The organism is Microbacterium sp. G2-16M (genome assembly GCF_055809115.1).
Genome location: NZ_CM147897.1, coordinates 680,393 through 697,185 on the forward strand (window position 1 = coordinate 680,393; position 16,793 = coordinate 697,185).

The 16,793-nt window shown below is 71.3% G+C and carries 18 protein-coding genes and 1 tRNA gene; 9 read left to right on the forward strand and 10 right to left on the reverse strand.

The annotated features are described in order from the left end of the window. Nucleotides 1–12: 12 nt before the first annotated feature. Both AC0L6F_RS03375 and AC0L6F_RS03380 read right to left on the reverse strand, forming a co-directional pair. The gene (locus AC0L6F_RS03375; protein WP_473539155.1) at nucleotides 13–318 is read right to left on the reverse strand and encodes a hypothetical protein; all 306 of its coding nucleotides are present in this window, start codon (nucleotides 316–318) and stop codon (nucleotides 13–15) included. Nucleotides 319–397: 79 nt separating this feature from the next. After that, a complete protein-coding gene (locus AC0L6F_RS03380; protein WP_473539157.1) occupies nucleotides 398–1,282 on the reverse strand; it encodes an LLM class flavin-dependent oxidoreductase in 885 nt (294 codons plus the stop codon). Nucleotides 1,283–1,338: 56 nt separating this feature from the next. On the opposite strand from AC0L6F_RS03380, the gene AC0L6F_RS03385 reads away from it, so the two are divergent. The 3 genes from AC0L6F_RS03385 (at nucleotide 1,339) to AC0L6F_RS03395 (ending at nucleotide 2,729) form a co-directional block, all read left to right on the forward strand. After that, nucleotides 1,339–1,794, forward strand: a complete 456-nt coding sequence (locus AC0L6F_RS03385) for a MarR family winged helix-turn-helix transcriptional regulator (protein ID WP_473539158.1) — start codon at nucleotides 1,339–1,341, stop codon at nucleotides 1,792–1,794. 98 nt (nucleotides 1,795–1,892) lie between these two features. Then, nucleotides 1,893–1,974 (forward strand) — tRNA-Leu (locus tag AC0L6F_RS03390). A 62-nt stretch (nucleotides 1,975–2,036) separates the two neighbouring features. Continuing rightward, nucleotides 2,037–2,729 carry a DedA family protein gene (locus AC0L6F_RS03395; RefSeq protein ID WP_473539160.1) on the forward strand — a complete coding sequence of 231 codons (693 nt, stop codon included), beginning with the start codon at nucleotides 2,037–2,039 and terminating at the stop codon, nucleotides 2,727–2,729. Here AC0L6F_RS03395 and ku read toward each other — a convergent pair. Next, on the reverse strand, nucleotides 2,726–3,607 hold the full coding sequence (gene ku / locus AC0L6F_RS03400; protein WP_259612096.1) for a non-homologous end joining protein Ku: 882 nt from the start codon (nucleotides 3,605–3,607) through the stop codon (nucleotides 2,726–2,728). The genes AC0L6F_RS03395 and ku overlap by 4 nt on opposite strands. Before the next feature lie 103 nt (nucleotides 3,608–3,710). On the opposite strand from ku, the gene AC0L6F_RS03405 reads away from it, so the two are divergent. Beyond that, complete coding sequence (locus AC0L6F_RS03405) at nucleotides 3,711–6,131, forward strand: ATP-dependent DNA ligase (RefSeq protein ID WP_473539162.1); 2,421 nt, start codon at nucleotides 3,711–3,713, stop codon at nucleotides 6,129–6,131. A gap of 122 nt (nucleotides 6,132–6,253) precedes the next feature. Here the strand turns inward: AC0L6F_RS03405 and AC0L6F_RS03410 are convergent, their stop codons facing one another. From AC0L6F_RS03410 to murI, 4 genes are all read right to left on the reverse strand, one after another. Beyond that, nucleotides 6,254–7,162 carry a cation diffusion facilitator family transporter gene (locus AC0L6F_RS03410; protein WP_274638128.1) on the reverse strand — a complete coding sequence of 303 codons (909 nt, stop codon included), beginning with the start codon at nucleotides 7,160–7,162 and terminating at the stop codon, nucleotides 6,254–6,256. Between the two features lie 90 nt (nucleotides 7,163–7,252). After that, nucleotides 7,253–7,849 carry an RdgB/HAM1 family non-canonical purine NTP pyrophosphatase gene (gene rdgB / locus AC0L6F_RS03415; RefSeq protein WP_473539164.1) on the reverse strand — a complete coding sequence of 199 codons (597 nt, stop codon included), beginning with the start codon at nucleotides 7,847–7,849 and terminating at the stop codon, nucleotides 7,253–7,255. Further along, nucleotides 7,846–8,586 carry a ribonuclease PH gene (gene rph, locus AC0L6F_RS03420; RefSeq protein ID WP_473539166.1) on the reverse strand — a complete coding sequence of 247 codons (741 nt, stop codon included), beginning with the start codon at nucleotides 8,584–8,586 and terminating at the stop codon, nucleotides 7,846–7,848. The genes rdgB and rph overlap by 4 nt, the downstream gene beginning before the upstream one ends. A 27-nt stretch (nucleotides 8,587–8,613) precedes the next feature. Continuing rightward, nucleotides 8,614–9,432 (reverse strand): glutamate racemase, encoded by an 819-nt coding sequence (gene murI, locus AC0L6F_RS03425; protein WP_274638125.1) that lies wholly within the window; start codon nucleotides 9,430–9,432, stop codon nucleotides 8,614–8,616. Nucleotides 9,433–9,470: 38 nt separating this feature from the next. On the opposite strand from murI, the gene AC0L6F_RS03430 reads away from it, so the two are divergent. Next, complete coding sequence (locus AC0L6F_RS03430; protein ID WP_473539167.1) at nucleotides 9,471–10,799, forward strand: nicotinate phosphoribosyltransferase; 1,329 nt, start codon at nucleotides 9,471–9,473, stop codon at nucleotides 10,797–10,799. Between the two features lie 3 nt (nucleotides 10,800–10,802). On the opposite strand, the gene AC0L6F_RS03435 is transcribed toward AC0L6F_RS03430, so the two are convergent. The 3 genes from AC0L6F_RS03435 to AC0L6F_RS03445 all read right to left on the reverse strand — a co-directional run bounded on the left by AC0L6F_RS03435 (nucleotide 10,803) and on the right by AC0L6F_RS03445 (nucleotide 14,157). Beyond that, the gene (locus tag AC0L6F_RS03435) at nucleotides 10,803–11,069 is read right to left on the reverse strand and encodes a DUF3039 domain-containing protein (protein WP_259612098.1); all 267 of its coding nucleotides are present in this window, start codon (nucleotides 11,067–11,069) and stop codon (nucleotides 10,803–10,805) included. A gap of 77 nt (nucleotides 11,070–11,146) precedes the next feature. Further along, complete coding sequence (locus tag AC0L6F_RS03440; protein WP_473539168.1) at nucleotides 11,147–12,718, reverse strand: hypothetical protein; 1,572 nt, start codon at nucleotides 12,716–12,718, stop codon at nucleotides 11,147–11,149. Beyond that, complete coding sequence (locus tag AC0L6F_RS03445) at nucleotides 12,694–14,157, reverse strand: ABC transporter ATP-binding protein (RefSeq protein ID WP_473539169.1); 1,464 nt, start codon at nucleotides 14,155–14,157, stop codon at nucleotides 12,694–12,696. Before AC0L6F_RS03445 ends, AC0L6F_RS03440 begins: the two co-directional genes overlap by 25 nt. Nucleotides 14,158–14,345: 188 nt before the next feature. On the opposite strand from AC0L6F_RS03445, the gene AC0L6F_RS03450 reads away from it, so the two are divergent. From AC0L6F_RS03450 to AC0L6F_RS03465, 4 genes are all read left to right on the forward strand, one after another. Then, nucleotides 14,346–15,038 (forward strand): NTP transferase domain-containing protein, encoded by a 693-nt coding sequence (locus AC0L6F_RS03450; RefSeq protein ID WP_274638120.1) that lies wholly within the window; start codon nucleotides 14,346–14,348, stop codon nucleotides 15,036–15,038. 28 nt (nucleotides 15,039–15,066) lie between these two features. Beyond that, a complete protein-coding gene (locus tag AC0L6F_RS03455; RefSeq protein ID WP_473539170.1) occupies nucleotides 15,067–16,041 on the forward strand; it encodes a hypothetical protein in 975 nt (324 codons plus the stop codon). A gap of 109 nt (nucleotides 16,042–16,150) precedes the next feature. Further along, nucleotides 16,151–16,447, forward strand: a complete 297-nt coding sequence (locus AC0L6F_RS03460) for a hypothetical protein (RefSeq protein ID WP_259612102.1) — start codon at nucleotides 16,151–16,153, stop codon at nucleotides 16,445–16,447. A gap of 39 nt (nucleotides 16,448–16,486) precedes the next feature. Next, on the forward strand, nucleotides 16,487–16,729 hold the full coding sequence (locus AC0L6F_RS03465) for a hypothetical protein (protein WP_259612103.1): 243 nt from the start codon (nucleotides 16,487–16,489) through the stop codon (nucleotides 16,727–16,729). Nucleotides 16,730–16,793 lie beyond the last annotated feature (64 nt).

Here is a 16,793-nt window from a genome sequence, read left to right on the forward strand (position 1 = left end):
AGTTCGGGGTAGTCAGGCCAAGATCATCCACTGGCAGCACCTTTTCACAATTGTCATGGGCAGGAGCATCAGGATCTCCTTGCGCCTGGCCCGCTCGATGAGTCCGCGCTTAGCGTCCTCGCGGGCGTCAACCGCCTGCGCCTGCAGCACCGCATAGTCGTTGAACCGCCGCACCTCGGCCCACGCGATCTGCGTCGCCCGCTCCGGATCGCGCGCCGGATCGGCCTGCGCGGCCCGCAGCCGGTCGCGCACCCGTTCGACGATGTGCTCGGCGGCGGGCGCGGCACCGTCGCCCTGCGACGCATAGGCCAGGCTCATATCAGCATCGTTGCAGGAATCGCCGAACGGCCTCGAAAGTTATCCACAGGCTGCCCGGCGGCGGAGCCGACGGGTACGGTCAGGTGAGCGGACTCACGACGTGCTTGACGAGCCTCCCCACGATTCCTTCCGGGTAACCGCGCGGAAGGTTGAACACCAGGTGGGTCGCGCCCACGGCGATGAGCCTGCCTGCGGTCGCTCGGGTCGCCCCCAGGTCGTCGTAGCCGACCGTGAGCTGCACCGAACGGCCGAGGCTCGACGGGTCGCGTCCCGCTTCTGCACAGAGCGCATCGAGTCTCGCCGAGCGCTCGGCGAACGCGTCGACCGCGTTGTGCGGCGGGCCCGGCATGTTCCAGACATCCGCCCGCTCGGCGACGAGGCGCAGCATCCGGTCGCCCCAGGCGCCCAGCAGCAGCGGAGGACGACGAGCCGGGTGCGGCTCGCTGACCGTCCCGCGCAGAGTGGTGAAGGGACCGTCGAAGTCGAACGGTCCTCCCGTCCACATCAGATCGAGGATGTCCAGTGTCTCGACGAGGCGTGCGATCCCCTCGCTCGGGCGAACGAGATCGATGCCGTAGACGGCGTACTCCGCGACGGCGGGGTTCGCGGTGAAGCCCCCCGCACCCACCGGCTGCACGGTGCCCCCGACACCGAGGCCCATGATCAGCCGGCCGCTGGAGATCGCATCGACCGTGCAAGCGATCTTGCCGAGATGTGCAGGATGTCGCAGCCGATTGCTCGTGACGAGCAGCCCGAGCTGCAGTCGCCGGGTCTGCGCCGCGAGGGCGCTCAGAAGCGTCCATCCCTCGAAGAGCGGGCCATCAGTCGGCGGGGCGAGCGGCATCAGATGATCCCAGAGCCAGGCGTCCGCGATCTCGGGCGCCGCGTCGGCATCACGCCACACGCGAACGACATCCTCATAGCCCACGTGCATGGGCGTGGTCTTGATTCCGAAGGTGACCATGACGAGAGTATATCGTCAGTACGACTGATCGTCAGTGATACTGATAGATTGGCGCCATGGTGGACAATGTGACCCCGCTCGACGAGCGGCTCGGCTATCTGCTGAAGACCGCGTACGCCCGTCTCGCGCAACGGGTGGATGCGGCTCTGGCGACGTTGGCCCTCACGGCACGCCAACTCGCCCTGCTCTCCGTCATCGCGTCCGACGAAGCGCTCTCGCAGATCGAGCTCAGTGCGCGACTGGGGGTCGACCGGACCTCGATCGTGGCGATGCTCGACGAATTGGAACGCATCGGACTCGTGGAACGGCGCCGAGACGAGCGGGACCGGCGCCGCAACACGCTGGCCCTCACCGCTTCCGGTCGCGTGCGGGTCACCGCGGCCGAGAGGGCACGCGCGGATGCCGAGGCCGACTTCCTGGCGCGACTCGACGAAGACTCGACGCGACGGCTCGTCGCCGCGCTGCAGGCCCTCGCTGCCTCCTCGGACCGTCGTGATCACGCCCGCGCCTGACCACGCAGAGGGGACCTCGTCCACAGGCTGCCCGGCGGCCGAACAATCGGGTTATCCCCACAGCGCGCACACAGCGCGCTCAGTAGACTGAGAACCGCGCGGGAGTGGTGAAAGCGGCAGACACGCAGGATTTAGGTTCCTGTGCCTTCGGGCGTGTGGGTTCAAGTCCCACCTTCCGCACGGAGTGCCGCACTCTGCCGCTTCCGCTCCCGCTGTCCGCCCCTCTTCCGACGGGACTCCACGTGCACCCAGCAGACCTCGTCCCCTGGCTCAGCCCCGAGACGATCATCGCCGCGGCCGGGCCCTGGGCCCTCCTGGTGGTGTGCTTCATCGTCTTCGCCGAGACCGGGCTGCTGATCGGCTTCATCCTCCCCGGCGATACGCTGCTGGTCATCTCCGGACTGCTGACGAACACCAGCGACATCTTCGGCCTGAACGTCTGGGTGGTCGCGCTGCTGATCGCCGTGGCCGCCTTCGTCGGCGGCGAGGTGGGCTATCTGATCGGCAGCAAGGGCGGCCCCGCCGTGTTCGAGCGGAAGGAGTCGGGGCTGTTCAGCCGGCAGAACGTCGACCGCACGAACGCCTTCTTCGAGCGCTACGGCGGCCTGACCGTGGTCCTGGCCCGCTTCGTCCCGGTCGTGCGCACGTTCGCACCGGTCGCAGCCGGAGTGGGGCACATGCCCTGGCGCCGCTACTCCGTCTACAACCTGATCGGCGCCGTGCTCTGGGGCTTCGGCCTGACGATGCTCGGCTACGGCATCGGCTACATCCCGTGGGTGGCCGATTTCGTCACCGAGTACATCGACCTGATCCTGCTCGGCGTCGTGGTGATCACGATCACCGTCACCGTCTGGCACTACTTCCGGGAGCGCAGCAAGGTGCGCAGGGAGCTGGCCCGGACGCAGGCGCATCCGCCGACGGATGCCGCGGATTAGCCCGCCTTCTTCTTCTTCGAGCGCGTCCGACCACCGGCATCCGCGGACCCCTCCGCCTCGTCCTTCGCGTCGTCTGATGCCTTCGAGCCGCGGCCGGCGCGCGAGCGCTCGACACTGGCCCGCAGCGCCTCCATCAGGTCGATGACCTCGCCGCCGGTCTCCTCCTCGCGCTCGCCGAAGGTCTCGGCGGTGTCGATCGTCTCGCCCTTGGCCAGCTTCGCGTCGATGAGCGTGCGCAGCTCGTCCTGGTACTCGTCGGTGAACGAGGCGGGGTCGAAGTCCGCCGCGAAGCTCTCCACCAGAGCCGCCGACAGCTTCAGCTCCTTGTCGGAGATCTTGACCGGCTCGTCGAGCCCACTGAACGCGGCATCCCGGATCTCATCGGCCCAACGCATGGTCTGCAGCGTCAGGACGTCGCCGCGCACCCGCAGCGCCGCCAGCCGGGTCTTCTGGCGCAGCGAGAAGCGCACGATCGCGGTGCGGTCGGTGCGCTCCAGCGTCTCGCGCAGCAGGGCGTAGGCCTTCGGCGAGTTCGAATCGGGCTCGAGGTAGTAGGGGCTCTCGAACAGCAGCGGGTCCAGCTGATCGGTCGGCACGAACTCGACGACCTCGATCTCGCGGCTGCGCTCGCTCGGCAGGGACGCCAGGTCCTCCTTGCTCAGCACGACGGTCTGCTCGCCGTCGTCGTACGCGCGGTCGATGTCGGCGTACGGCACGACCTCGCCGTCCAGCTCGCACACCCGCTGGTATCGGATGCGTCCTCCGTCGGCGGCGTGCACCTGGTGCAGGCGCACGTCGTGGTCCTCGGTGGCGGCGTACACCTTGACCGGCACGTTCACCAGCCCGAACGTGAGGGAGCCCTTCCAGATCGCTCTCATGCACTCAGTACACACTGCGAACACGTCCGGGGCAACGCCTCGATGGATCGAGGATGTCGCGACGGGCGTGCGCGCGACGCCGGTCCGCGGGCAGGATGGGCAGATGGGCGGCGAACAGCTGGTGCAGATCGGCGGCCGCCGCCTGCGCCTGAGCCGTCTCGACAAGGTGCTCTATCCGGCCACCGGCACCACCAAGGGCGAGGTGATCGACTACTACACGCGGATCGCGCCGCTGCTGCTGCCGCACATCACCGGGCGTCCGGTGACGCGCAAGCGGTGGCCGGAGGGCGTCGACCAGCCGCCGTTCTTCGCCAAGCACCTGGAGGCGGGAGCGCCGGAGTGGGTGCACCGGCTGCCGATCCGCCACTCGACCGGCGAGAAGGACTATCCGCTCGTCGACGACCTGCCCACGCTGGTCTATCTCGCGCAGGTCGCGAGCCTCGAGCTGCACGTGCCGCAGTGGCGGTTCACCCCGGACGGCGGACGCGGCAATCCGGACCGCCTGGTCCTCGACCTCGACCCCGGACCGGGCACGGGCCTGGCCGAATGCGCGCAGGTCGCATTCTGGGCGCGCGCCATCCTGGCCGACATGGGGCTCGACCCGCATCCGGTCACCAGCGGCAGCAAGGGGATCCACCTGTACGCCGAACTGGACCAGCAGCAGACCAGCGACCAGGCCTCCGCCGTGGCCCGCGAGCTCGCCCGCGCGCTGGAGGCCGATCACCCCGACCTGGTGGTCAGCCGGATGGCCAAGGAGCTGCGCGCCGGGCGCGTGCTCCTGGACTGGAGCCAGAACAACGGCAGCAAGACGACGATCGCCCCGTATTCGCTGCGCGGACGCGCGCACCCCACCGTCGCCGCGCCGCGCACCTGGGAGGAGCTGGCCGCCCCCGGACTCGCCCAGCTCGAGATCGCCGAGGTGCTCGAGCGCGCCGACCGGATCGGCGACCCGATGGGTGCGCTCGGGTTCCGCGCCGGCGGCCGGGCCGCGGCATCCGGCCCGCTGTCGGCCTACATCGCCAAACGCGACCCGTCCCGCACCCCCGAGCCGGTGCCCGACAACCCGCTGGCCGCGCCCACGCCGGCGGGGCAGCCGCCTCGGTTCGTCATCCAGGAGCATCATGCCCGGCGACTGCATTGGGATCTGCGGCTCGAGCACGACGGCGTGTTCGTGAGCTGGGCGGTGCCGCGCGGCGTGCCGCCGACCGCTGGCCGGAACAGCCTTGCCGTGATGACCGAGGACCATCCGCTGGAGTACGGCTCGTTCGAGGGCGCGATCCCGCGCGGCGAATACGGCGGCGGCAGCGTCACGATCTGGGACGACGGCCGCTACGATCCGGAGAAGTGGCGCGACGACGAGGTCATCTTCACCGCGCACGGCCGACCGGGTGGGCCGCTGGGAACCGTGCGGCTGGCGCTGATCCGCACGCAGGGCACCGGCGAGAAGTCCAGCTGGCTGCTGCATCGGACCAAGACGGATGCGGACGGCCGCGTGCAGTCCGACGGCGCTCCGGTGGCGGCCTCGGACCAGGCCGATCCGGAGCCGCCGCATGGTGCCGCCGCGGTCGCGCCGATGCTGTCCACAGCGGCCAAGCCGTCCGTGGCGCGGGCCGCCGCCGAACGCTGGGGTGCGTGGGCCGAGGTCAAGTGGGACGGCATTCGTGCGCTCGGCGTGTGGGACGGCCACGCGCTGCGCCTGTTCGCCCGCAGCGGCACCGACATCACCGCGCGCTACCCCGAGCTGACCGGACACGACGCGGGGCTGGGCGAGACATCCGCCGTCGTCGACGGCGAGGTGATAGCACTGGATGCCGCGGGACGGCCCAGCTTCACCCGGCTGCAGAACCGGATGCACCTGACGGGGGCGCGGCAGATCGCGGCCGAGCGCGCGCGCACGCCGGTGCGCTACCACCTGTTCGACGTGCTCGCCGTCGGCGACGAGGACGTCGCGGCCCGGCCGCTGCGCGAACGGCGCCGGCTTCTGGAGCGGCTGGTCCGGGGAGCGATCGACGAGATCGCGGTGCCGCCGGTGTTCGATGACGTCGACGACGCGCTTGCGACCGCCCAGCGGCTGCGGCTGGAGGGGATCGTCGTGAAGAACCCGGCCTCGCGCTACCGGCGGGGCCAGCGGTCGGACAACTGGCTGAAGGTGAAGCTCACCCGGACCCAGGAGGTCGTGATCGGGGCGATCAGGCCCGGGCGCGGGGGCCGGTCCGGGTCGATCGGATCGCTGCTCCTCGGGATCCCGGGGCCGGACGGGCTGCGGTACGCCGGGCGGGTGGGCAGCGGGTTCAGCGACTCGGTGCTCGCGCGACTGCAGGAGCTGCTCGAGCCGCTGCGCAGCGACGAGAACCCGTTCGTCGGCGTGCCGCCGGCCGATGCGCGCGACGCCCTCTGGGTGCGTCCGCAGCTGGTGGGCGAGGTGGAGTTCGCCGAGTTCAGCCCGGGCGGCATCCTGCGCCATGCCCGGTGGCGCGGCCTGCGGCCCGACAAGTCCCCCGCCGACGTGCGCCGCGAGTCCTGACCTCCGCTGTCCCCTCTCACTTCCCCGCGAAGTCGTACGATCCGGCCCACTGCACATGAAACTCGGCCGAAATTGATGTGCACTCGGCCAAATCGTACGATTTCAACGAGAGGAAGGGCGGGTCAGTCGTGTGGGGCGGGCTCGTCGTGGCCGGCCGGCTCGAGCTGGAACGTCGAGTGCTCCACGTCGAAGTGAGTGGACAGGCACCCCTGCAGCTCCGACAGGATGTCGCCGGCCCGCCCGGCCCGCAGCGCATCGGCGTCGACGACGACGTGCGCGGTGAACACGGGGGCGCCGCGGGTGAGCTGCCACACGTGCACGTCGTGCACGTCGCGTACACCGGGAGTGGACAGGATGTGCTCGCGGATCGCCTGCACATGCGTGTCCTTGGGCGCCGACTCGCCCAGCACCGAGACCACCTCGCGCAGCAGTCCGACCGCGCGCGGCACGATCATCGCCGCGATCAGCAGCGAGGCGATGGCGTCGGCGGGCGCCCATCCCGTGGCGAGGATCACGACTGCGGCCACGATCACCAGCGCCGACCCGATCAGGTCGCCCATCACCTCCAGGTACGCGCCGCGCACGTTCATGCTGCGCTTCTGCGCAGCCGACAGCAGCCACATCGCGACCGCGTTCGCGCACAGCCCGACGATCGCCACGACCAGCATCACCCCGCCCTGCACCTCGGCGGCGGCACCGTGCTCGAGCCGCAGCACCGCCGCGACCGCGACGGATGCGGACAGGACGATGAGGATGACGGCATTGACCAGGGCGCCGAACACCTCGGCGCGCTGATAGCCGAAGGTGCGCCGGTCGTTCGCCGGCCGGACGGCGACGATGCTGGCCACCAGAGCGATCACCAGAGCCGCAGCATCCGTGAACATGTGCGCGGCGTCCGCGAGCAGCGCGAGCGACCCCGACAGCACCGCACCGATCACCTGCACGACCATCACCACGCCGGTCAGGGCGAGCGAGATCGCCAGCAGCCGCCGGTTGTCGGCGCCGCGGATGCCGGGCGCGTGATCGTGCATAGCCCCAGGCTAGGACGACGGATGCCGCGGCCCGGCCGTTTCGGCCCTGTCGGGAATGAGTCTGCTTCTCACTGCCCGCCGCGCCGCGGGCTACAGGAGCTGCAGCAGCGGGCCGAGGGCCCGGAACGCGCGGGCGCGGTGCGAGGCGGCCGCCTTCTCGTCATCCGTCCATTCCCCGACCGTGCGCTCGACCGTCGTCGGCTGCTCGTCCGGGATGAAGATCGGGTCGTAGCCGAATCCGCCGTCGCCGCGTGCGGCCGTCGCGATCCGGCCGGGCCAGATGCCCTCCACCACGTGCTCCGCACCCCCGGGCAGCACGAGCGCGATCACCGAGGTGAAGTGCGCCGCGCGGTGCGGGTCGGCGATGTCCGAGATCTGGTCGAGGAGCAGCTCGAGGTTGGCCACGGCGTCCTTCTGGTGTCCGGCCCAGTACGCCGAGAAGATCCCGGGGGCGCCGCCGAGCACGTCCACGCACACGCCGGAGTCGTCGGCGAACGAGGGCAGCCCGGTGTGCGCGGCCGCGGCCCGCGCCTTGATCAGCGCGTTCTGCGCGAACGTGACGCCGTCCTCGACCGGTTCGGGGCCGTCATAACCGAGCAGCTCGAAGTCGGGGCGGGATGCCGCGACGATCTGCGCGAACTCGGTGACCTTGTGCGGGTTGTGCGTGGCCAGGACCGCGCGGCTCACGCCCGCTCCCCCAGCACGCCGGTCTGGATCTCGCGCAGCTGCGCGCAGCCGTCCACGGCCAGCTCGAGCAGCCGGTCCAGCTCGCTCTTGTCGAACGGCGCGCCCTCGGCGGTGCCCTGCACCTCGACGAACAGCCCGCGCCCGGTGACCACGACGTTCATGTCGGTCTCGGCGCGCACGTCCTCGACGTACGCCAGATCGAGCATCGCCTCGCCGTCGATGATGCCCACCGACACGGCCGCGACGGAGTCGAACAGAACCGTCGCCTTCTGGCCGATGAACTTCTTCTCACGGCCCCACGCGATCGCGTCGGCGAGGGCGACATAGGCGCCGGTGATCGCCGCGGTGCGGGTGCCGCCGTCGGCCTGCAGCACGTCGCAGTCGATCACGATGGTGTTCTCGCCGAGCGCCTTGGTATCCACCACTGCGCGCAGCGCGCGCCCGACCAGCCGGGAGATCTCGTGCGTGCGACCGCCGATCCGCCCCTTCACCGATTCGCGGTCGTTGCGGGTGTTCGTCGCTCGGGGCAGCATCGCGTATTCGGCGGTGACCCAGCCCTTCCCCTTGCCGGTGAGCCATCGCGGCACGCCGTTGGTGAACGACGCCGTGCACAGCACCTTGGTGTTCCCGAAGCTCACCAGCGCCGAGCCCTCGGCCTGCGCGCTCCAGCCCCGTTCGATCGTCACCGGGCGCAGCTGGTCCACAGCGCGGCCATCCGCGCGGGCGTTGTCGGTCATGTGGGTCCTCTCGAGGGGTGGATGCCGCTACCGCGGCAGGTCGATGACGCCGGTCTGCACCAGCTTCACGCTGCGCACCTCGCGGCCCATGAGTCGGTGGGCCAGACGCAGGAACTCCTGGGCGGAATCGCCGGTGGCCTCGTAGTCGTGCCGGGTGACGGCATCCGGACCGGCCAGCAGATCACGCGAGACCAGCTGGCGGTACACGTCCTTCGCGGTCTCGGTGTCGCTGGAGACCAGCGACACCTCGGCGCCCATCACATAGCTGATCGCGCCCTCCAGGAAGGGGTAGTGCGTGCAGCCGAGCACGAGCGTGTCGACCCCGGCGTGCCGCAGCGGCGCCAGGTACTCCTCGGCCACGGCCAGCACCTCGGCGCTGTCGGTGACGCCCGCCTCGACGAACTCCACGAAGCGGGGGCACGCCTGGGCGAACACGGCCAGGTCCTCGTTGACGCCGAGCATGTCCTGGTAGACGCCCGAGCCGATGGTTCCGGCGGTGCCGATCACCCCGATCCGGCGGTTGCGGGTGGTCGAGATGGCGGTGCGCACGGCCGGGCCGATGACCTCGACGACCGGCACGTCGTATCGCTCGCGCGCATCGCGCAGCATGGCCGCGGATGCCGTGTTGCAGGCGATCACCAGCATCTTCACGCCCTCGTCCACGAGCGTGTCGAGCACCTCGAGCGCGTAGCGGCGCACCTCGGCGATGGGCTTGGGCCCATAGGGCGAATGCGCAGTGTCGCCGAGGTAGCGGATGGATTCGCGCGGCAGCAGCGCCGAGACCGCGCGGGCCACGGTCATCCCGCCGACACCGGAGTCGAAGATCCCGATCGGCGCGTCATTCACAGTCATCCAGCCTACCGGTGCCCGCTAGGCTGACCGGCATGAGCGCGCGCGCCACGGCCCTTTTCACCGATCGGTACGAGCTGACCATGCTCGATGCGGCGCTGCGGGACGGCACCGCCGCGCGCCACTGCGTGTTCGAGCTGTTCAGCCGACGGCTGGCCGGCGGACGCCGGTTCGGCGTGGTCGCCGGAACGGGCCGGCTCCTCCAGCTCATCCGCGATTTCCGCTTCGGCGAGGACGAGCTGCGGTATCTGCGGGACGAGAGGGTCGTGGATGCCGCGACCGTCGCGTATCTCGAGGGCTACCGATTCACCGGCTCGATCACCGGCTACCGCGAGGGCGAGCTGTACTTCCCCGGCTCGCCGGTGCTCACCATCGAGGGCTCGTTCGCCGAGGCGGTGGTGCTGGAGACGATCGCCCTCAGCGTGCTGAACTACGACTCGGCGGTGGCCACGGCCGCGGCGCGGATGTCGATCGCCGCCGGTGACCGTCCGCTGGCCGAGATGGGCTCCCGCCGGACCGGCGAGCATTCCGCCGTCGCCGCCGCGCGGGCCGCCTACATCGCGGGGTTCGACGCGACCAGCAACCTCGAGGCCGGCCGGGTCTGGGGCATCCCGACCATGGGAACCGCCGCCCACTCGTTCACGCTGCTGCACGACAGCGAGGAGAACGCGTTCCGCTCCCAGGTCGAGGCGCTCGGGGTGGGCACCACGCTGCTGGTGGACACCTACGACATCCGCGCCGGGGTGCAGACGGCGGTGCGGGTTGCCGGCACCGGTCTGGGCGGGGTGCGCATCGACTCGGGCGACCTGCCGATCGTCGCCGCCGAGGTGCGGGCCCAGCTGGACGAGCTCGGCGCCACCGGCACCCGGATCACGGTGACCAGCGACCTCGACGAGTACGCCATCTCGACGCTGGCCGCCGCGCCGGTCGACTCCTACGGGGTGGGCACCTCGCTGGTGACCGGCTCGGGGACGCCGACCGCCGGCATGGTGTACAAGCTGGTCGCCCGTCAGGCCGCGGACGGGTCGTGGGTCGCGGTCGCGAAGGCGTCCACGGACAAGACCTCCAAGGGCGGGCGCAAGGCGGCCTACCGGCGGCTGGATGCCGGCACCGCCGTGGAGGAGCTGGTCCGGGTCGCGGACGGCTTCGAGGAGCTGGGCGAGGCGGAGGACCAGCCCGACGCCCGCGCCCTGCAGACGACCCTGGCCGATCACGGCGACCTGGACGCGGCCGCCCAGGGGGCAGCCGGTGTCGAGGCGGCCCGCGCGCACCACGCACGCGTGCGCGAGGAGCTGCCGATCCGCGCGCTCGCGCTCAGCCGCGCCGACCCGGCGATCCCGACCGTCTTCGTCGACGTCGCGTGAGCGTCAGCTCATCAGCGACTCGTAGATCTCCTTGCAGGTCGGGCACACCGGGAACTTCTCCGGGTCACGACCCGGAGTCCACTTCTTCCCGCACAGGGCCCGGACCGGCTTGCCGGTGATCGCCGACTCGAGGATCTTCTCCTTCTTCACATAGTGCGAGAAGCGCTCATGGTCGCCCGGCTCGACGTTCTCCTCGTTCAGGAGCTGCTCCAGCTCGCGATCGAGGGTCGTCACGCCCCCGGCATCGGGGTGATCGATCGGGGTGCTCATGGTGGCCCAGTCTAATCGCGTGCCGGCGGCGCGGCGCGGCCGACGCGGATCTGCGCGGCGGACCACGCCGGCACGGCTCAGCCGGCCTCGGCCGCCTCGAGCAGGCGCGACCCCCGGCGCGAGTACGCCACCGCACCGCCGACCAGGCCCAGCAGCAGCACGGCGACGCCGGCGCCGATGCCCGACCAGAAGGCGTACTCGGCGTCCTGCGGGTCGCCGCCGGACACGGCCCGCCATCCCCACCACACGGCCGGGGCCGAGACCACCAGCGCCCCCGCCAGCACCACCCCCTGCGCGATCGCCCCGCTCGCGGTGGACCGCTCAGGCTGGCGGAACGGGCTGTCGCCGGGCCGGGTGACCGGGTACGGGGCGACGGCCGAGGCGACGCTGGACAGTCCGAGGCCGCCGAGGAACAGGCTGGTGCAGACGCCGATCATGACCGGGAGCGTCGACCACCGCTCATGCAGCGCGATGGCGACCGGTGCGGTCACCGCCAGCAGCGGCACGCCGATCACCAGGACCGGGACCAGGCGTCCCCACCGATCCGCCAGACCCCGCACGCCCGAGGCGATGTGCAGCCACACGGCGGTCGAGTCGTACGCCAGGTCGTTGTGCGGCAGCCAGCCGAGGAACAGCGCCATGATCGGCACCGGGAGCAGGACGGCCATGCCCAGCGGCACGCCGACGATCAGCAGCGGGACCATCGAGAGCACGCCGGCGATGGGGATGATGAGGATGTTGACCAGGTACCGCCGGTCGCTGAGCCAGTACAGCAGGCTCCGCGCCGCGATCGCCCCGCTCGGCGTGCCGGGGGTGACCGCGAACCAGCCGAGGCCGCCGTGTCCGCGCGCCACGGCGGGGCGCTCCACCATGTGCAGCACCCGGTGGACCAGCGCCGCCCAGCCGGCGGCCAGGCACAGCACCGTCGTGAGGGCGACCACGAGGCTCAGCACCGCCCCGCGGGGGTCGTCCGCCCACCGCGCGGGAACGGCCCAGGCCGCCCCGATCGGCGTGTCGCCGAGGATGTCTGCGGCCTGCGCGAGCTGGACGGGGATGTGTCCGCCCCATTGCAGTGAGGCCAGGAACACGCCCACCGGGACCACGACGACCAGCAGCGCGAGCACGAACAGGCCGGTCAGCTCGCGCGAACGCCGTTCCCGCAGGAACAGCGCCGCCAGGGCCATGCAGACCCGTGCCAGCAGACTGCAGATGAGGATGCTGAGGATGACGCTGATCGTCCCGACCGGCCAGGGCACCCCCTGGCCCTGCCAGAGCAGGACGATGCAGACGCCCAGCGCGGTCACCGCCGCGATCGGCACGCTCACGAGCCCGGCCAGTCCGAGTACCGCGGCCAGCGGGCCGGCCGACATCCCGAGCACCGTGAAGCGGCGCGGGTCCAGCGGATCCGTCGCCCCGCCGATCAGCGGCGCCGCGGCGAACCCGAGCGTGAGCGCGCTGCCGGCCAGCACCGTGACGACCGTCGCGGCCTGCGTCGACGAGTCGCGCAGCGACAGCAGCCCCCAGCATCCGACCGCCGTCACGGCTCCCAGCAGCAGGAGGCCGAGCACGATGCGGACGGTCCGGCGGGCGTCGGTGCGCAGCGGACCGACCAGCATCGCCAGCCTCAGTCCGAGAACGTGTGCAGCCACTCCAGGCCCTCCACGTCGCTGACGCCCCCGGCCAGCTGCACGAACCGCTGCTCCAGGGTGAGCTCGCCGCGCACCTCGTCCACCGGGCCTTCGGCCAGCACCTGCCCGCCGACGATCACGGCCACTCGCGAGCAGACGCGTTCCACCATGTCCATCCCGTGGCTGGAGAGGATGACGGTTCCGCCGTGCTCGACGTAGGCCCCGAGGATGTCCAGGATCACCGTGGACGAGACCGGGTCGACGGCCTCGAACGGCTCGTCCAGCACGAGCAGACGCGGGGAGTGGATCATGGCGCCGGCGAGCATGACCTTCTTGGTCATGCCGGCCGAGTAGTCCGAGACCGGCCGGGCCAGGGCATCGGCCAGGTCGAATGCCCGGGCGAGGTCCGCCGTGCGCGTGTGCACCACCGACGGGTCGAGTCCGCGCAGCACGCCGCAGTAGTAGAGCAGCTGCCGGCCGGTGAGCCGGTCGAACGTGCGCAGCCGGTCCGGGAGCACGCCGATCAGCCGCTTCACGTCCCGCGGGTGGTCGCGGGCGTCGATGCCGTTCACGCGGATCCTGCCGGCGTCCGGCCGCAGCAGGCCGGCGATCATCGAGAGCGTCGTCGTCTTGCCGGCTCCGTTCGGCCCGACCAGCCCGTAGAACGAGCCCGCCGGGACGGTCAGGTCGATGCCGCCGACCGCGAGCGTCTCGCCGAAGCGCTTGGTCAGGCCGCGGACATCCAGCGCCGTGGGAAGGATGGATGTCTCGGCCTGCGGCCGTGCGTCGACCGGCGCCTCGACAGTCGGTTCCTCGACGACGACCGGTGCGTCATCCGCCTCCTCCTGCACCGACGCCGGGACCGAGGGGGCCTCGGCGGTCAGTTCTTCGACGGCGGCCGCAAGGCTGGCCATCGGCGTGGTCGCGGTGACCTCGGGCTCCGCCGCCTCGGGCTCTGCCACCCCGGGCTCGGTGACCTCGGGCTCCGCCGCCTCGGGCTCGACCGCCTCGGGCTCCGCCGCCTCGGACTCGGCCGGCCGCTCGGCCGCGGCGTCGGGCGCAGCGGGCAGCGGGGGCTTGGGCGGAATGACCAGATCCGGCCTCGACGGGCGCGGCTTCGGCGACGGCTTCCGGTGGGCGCCGGAGCCGGACTTCTTCCCGCTCGAGGGCCGCGACTTCGCACCGGGCGTCGACTTCCCGCCGGCCGTGGTCCTGGCTCCCGGCGTCGACTTCGCCGCGCCGCCCGCCTTCGCCCCGGCCTTCGCGGCCGCCGCAGCGGGGGTCTTCGGCGGCTTCGGGCGCGGCGGGTCGGAATCCTCGACGCGCTGCAGCCGGACGGCGGCATCACTCGCCTTCACCCGCGGCTTCGCCGGGGAGGGACCTCGACTCGGGCGCACGGGCTCCTGACCCGACTCGTCGTCGGGCCGGGGATCCTGCGGCAGGGGCAGAGAGGCGGTCACCGGTCAAAGGTATCAAGCGGCACCTGGACGTTGGATGCTGAGAACACGCCGTGTCCTTCGTCACGAAAACACAACGTCCGCCGTGAATCCCGGGGTCGTTCATGTGCGTTCGCTACGATGTGAAGAGCACGAAGGGGTGCCGTACCGGCATCGGCCGGAATCCCAGACACGCACTTCAGGAGCTGATCTTGACTCTTCAGACCGTCATCCTCGCGGCCGGCATGGGCTCGCGGCTCGGCCGCAGTCTTCCCAAATCGCTCACCGTCCTCGGCGACGGCCGCTCCATCATGGGGCAGCAGCACGACAACATCCGCGCCGTCTTCGGGCGGGAAGCCCGCATCACCACGGTGGTCGGCTACCGCGCCGAGACGATCGTCGAGGCGTTCCCGGACGCCGACTACGTGTACAACGACCGCTACGACCAGACCAACACCTCCAAGAGTCTGCTGCGCGCGCTCGCGGCGACCGGCCGCCACGGCGTGCTGTGGATGAACGGCGACGTCGTCTTCGACCCCCGCATCCTCGGCCGCGCGGTCTCGCTGATCGAGCGGGACGAGTCTTTCGTGACGGTGAACACCTCGCGGGTCAGCGACGAAGAGGTGAAGTACACGGTCACCGCCGAGGGCTTCATCAAGGAGCTGTCCAAGACCGTCAAGGGCGGGATCGGCGAAGCGGTGGGGATCAACTACATCTCCAGCCGCGACAAGAAGGCGTTCCTGCGGCAGCTGCACCGCGTCGACGACCAGGACTACTTCGAGCGCGGACTCGAGCTGGCGATCATCGAGGACGGGCTGCTGCTGCAGCCCCTGGACATCTCCGACCTGTACGCGGTCGAGGTGGACTTCGCCGAGGACCTCGAGCGGGCCAACCTCTACGTCTGATCTCCGGGTCTGATCCAGGCTGCCGGTGATGGCCAAGAAGGTTCACCGCATCGATTCGCTCCCGGACGGTGCGCCGTGGTCGGGCGGTCTACCGCCGGAGGGGTCACCGCAGCATCCCCGCACGATCCGTGCGCTGGACCGCGTGCTGGCGATCCAGCGTCCTGCGGTGCTCGCGCACCTGCGCAGCATCCGGCTGCGGCATCCGGATGCCTCACCCGCCGACATCGTCCGGATGCTCGAGCGCCGCTATCTCGCGACCGTCGCCACCGGGGGCGCCGCGGTCGGGGCGACCGCGGTCGTTCCGGGCGTGACCACGGGGCTGACCCTCGCCCTCAGCGGCGCCGAGACGGCGGCCTTCGTCGAGGCGACGGCCCTGTTCGCCCAGTCGCTGTCCGAGGTGCACGGCATCCGCGTCGAGGACCCCGACCGTGCGCGGGCGCTCGTGCTGACGCTCATGCTGGGCACCGAGGGGGTCGATCTGGTCTCTCAGCTCGCCCGGCAGGCGACCGGTCGCGGCCCCGACCGCGGCGCGTACTGGGGAGACCTGATCACGAAATCCCTGCCGCGGGCCGCGGTCGGGCCGCTCGTGGATCGGCTGAAGACCACGTTCATCCATCGGTTCGCCGTCGCCGGCGGAGCATCGTGGGTCGGCAAGGCTCTGCCGTTCGGCGTCGGCGCCGCCGTGGGCGGCATCGGCAACAGCATCCTCGGTCGGCGCGTGATGATCGGCTCGCGTCGTGCGTTCGGCGTCCCGCCGGCCGTGCTGCCGGCCGAGCTCGAACCGCGGCCCGGCGCCACGCGGGTGGAGCACGCCGTGGGGCGGGGGCTGCGGCGTGCGGGCACCGCCGTGGCCGGGGCGACCGGGAGCGTCGTCGGCGCGACCACCACCGCCGGCAAGCGGGTGAGTCGGGCGGTCATCCGTCGACCGCCGAGCGGGACGGACGGACCAGGTGCCGAGGTCGCCGACGACGACGACGACCAGTCCGCGGGTTCCATCCCCTGACGGCCGGATCGCCGGGGGACGGCTGCGCCCTTCCTCCCCAGCGGCCCGCCCGCCATCGTCGTCCACAGTTCCGGCCCGAGCGTCCGTGCCGGCACCTATCGTCGGCGGCATGCTGCATCTCATCGATCATCCGGCCCTCGCCTCCCGTCCGGTCCCCTGGATGGTGGACCGGCTGTACGACACCCACCCGGTGGTGACCAACGTCAGCGCGGAGCCGCTGGATTTCGTGCGTGTGCTGATCACCGGCGGCCGCTGTGCGCCCGGGATGACCCACTGGGGGCAGATGCTGCCCGGTGAGTCGGCCGAGTTGTGCCTGTGCGAGCACGATCTGGACCGGACACTCGTCACCCTCACCTGGTTCCAGGCGGGCGGGGGCGACGAACTCTTCTGGCATTTCCGGGCGTGACCGACCCGGTGGGACGCCGGGGCGCGGCACAATGGCGTCATGGGACTTTTCGCTCCGCGCCCCCAGGAGCCGTTCGACTGGGCGGGTCTGCCGTCCGAGCCGCTGCGGCCGCGCTCTGAATCCGAGCAGCTCGACGATCTGCCCGTCGACCCGTTCGCCATCTCCCCCGGTGTCGCCGGCAGCTCGATCACCATCGCGCTCGGCACCGAGACCGGTCAGGACGGCCCGTCGGACGAACCCGCGGCGGATGCCGACGCCGACGCGGACGACGCGGAGAACTGACACCCCGGCGAACCGGCACAGCGAACCGGCACCGGTTCCTCCCCAGGGGCCGGTAGGGCGGTCG

What these genes read in the sequence shown, in the direction of transcription:
- AC0L6F_RS03380 (WP_473539157.1), bottom strand. Translation starts at nt 1,282, where the DNA reads ATGGTCACCTTCGGAATCAAGACCACGCCCATGCACGTGGGCTATGAG.
- AC0L6F_RS03465 (WP_259612103.1), top strand. Translation starts at nt 16,487, where the DNA reads ATGGGACTTTTCGCTCCGCGCCCCCAGGAGCCGTTCGACTGGGCGGGT.
- AC0L6F_RS03460 (WP_259612102.1), top strand. Translation starts at nt 16,151, where the DNA reads ATGCTGCATCTCATCGATCATCCGGCCCTCGCCTCCCGTCCGGTCCCC.
- AC0L6F_RS03385 (WP_473539158.1), top strand. Translation starts at nt 1,339, where the DNA reads ATGGTGGACAATGTGACCCCGCTCGACGAGCGGCTCGGCTATCTGCTG.
- ku (WP_259612096.1), bottom strand. Translation starts at nt 3,607, where the DNA reads ATGAGAGCGATCTGGAAGGGCTCCCTCACGTTCGGGCTGGTGAACGTG.
- AC0L6F_RS03455 (WP_473539170.1), top strand. Translation starts at nt 15,067, where the DNA reads ATGGCCAAGAAGGTTCACCGCATCGATTCGCTCCCGGACGGTGCGCCG.
- AC0L6F_RS03405 (WP_473539162.1), top strand. Translation starts at nt 3,711, where the DNA reads ATGGGCGGCGAACAGCTGGTGCAGATCGGCGGCCGCCGCCTGCGCCTG.
- AC0L6F_RS03435 (WP_259612098.1), bottom strand. Translation starts at nt 11,069, where the DNA reads ATGAGCACCCCGATCGATCACCCCGATGCCGGGGGCGTGACGACCCTC.
- AC0L6F_RS03375 (WP_473539155.1), bottom strand. Translation starts at nt 318, where the DNA reads ATGAGCCTGGCCTATGCGTCGCAGGGCGACGGTGCCGCGCCCGCCGCC.
- rph (WP_473539166.1), bottom strand. Translation starts at nt 8,586, where the DNA reads ATGACCGACAACGCCCGCGCGGATGGCCGCGCTGTGGACCAGCTGCGC.
- AC0L6F_RS03410 (WP_274638128.1), bottom strand. Translation starts at nt 7,162, where the DNA reads ATGCACGATCACGCGCCCGGCATCCGCGGCGCCGACAACCGGCGGCTG.
- AC0L6F_RS03430 (WP_473539167.1), top strand. Translation starts at nt 9,471, where the DNA reads ATGAGCGCGCGCGCCACGGCCCTTTTCACCGATCGGTACGAGCTGACC.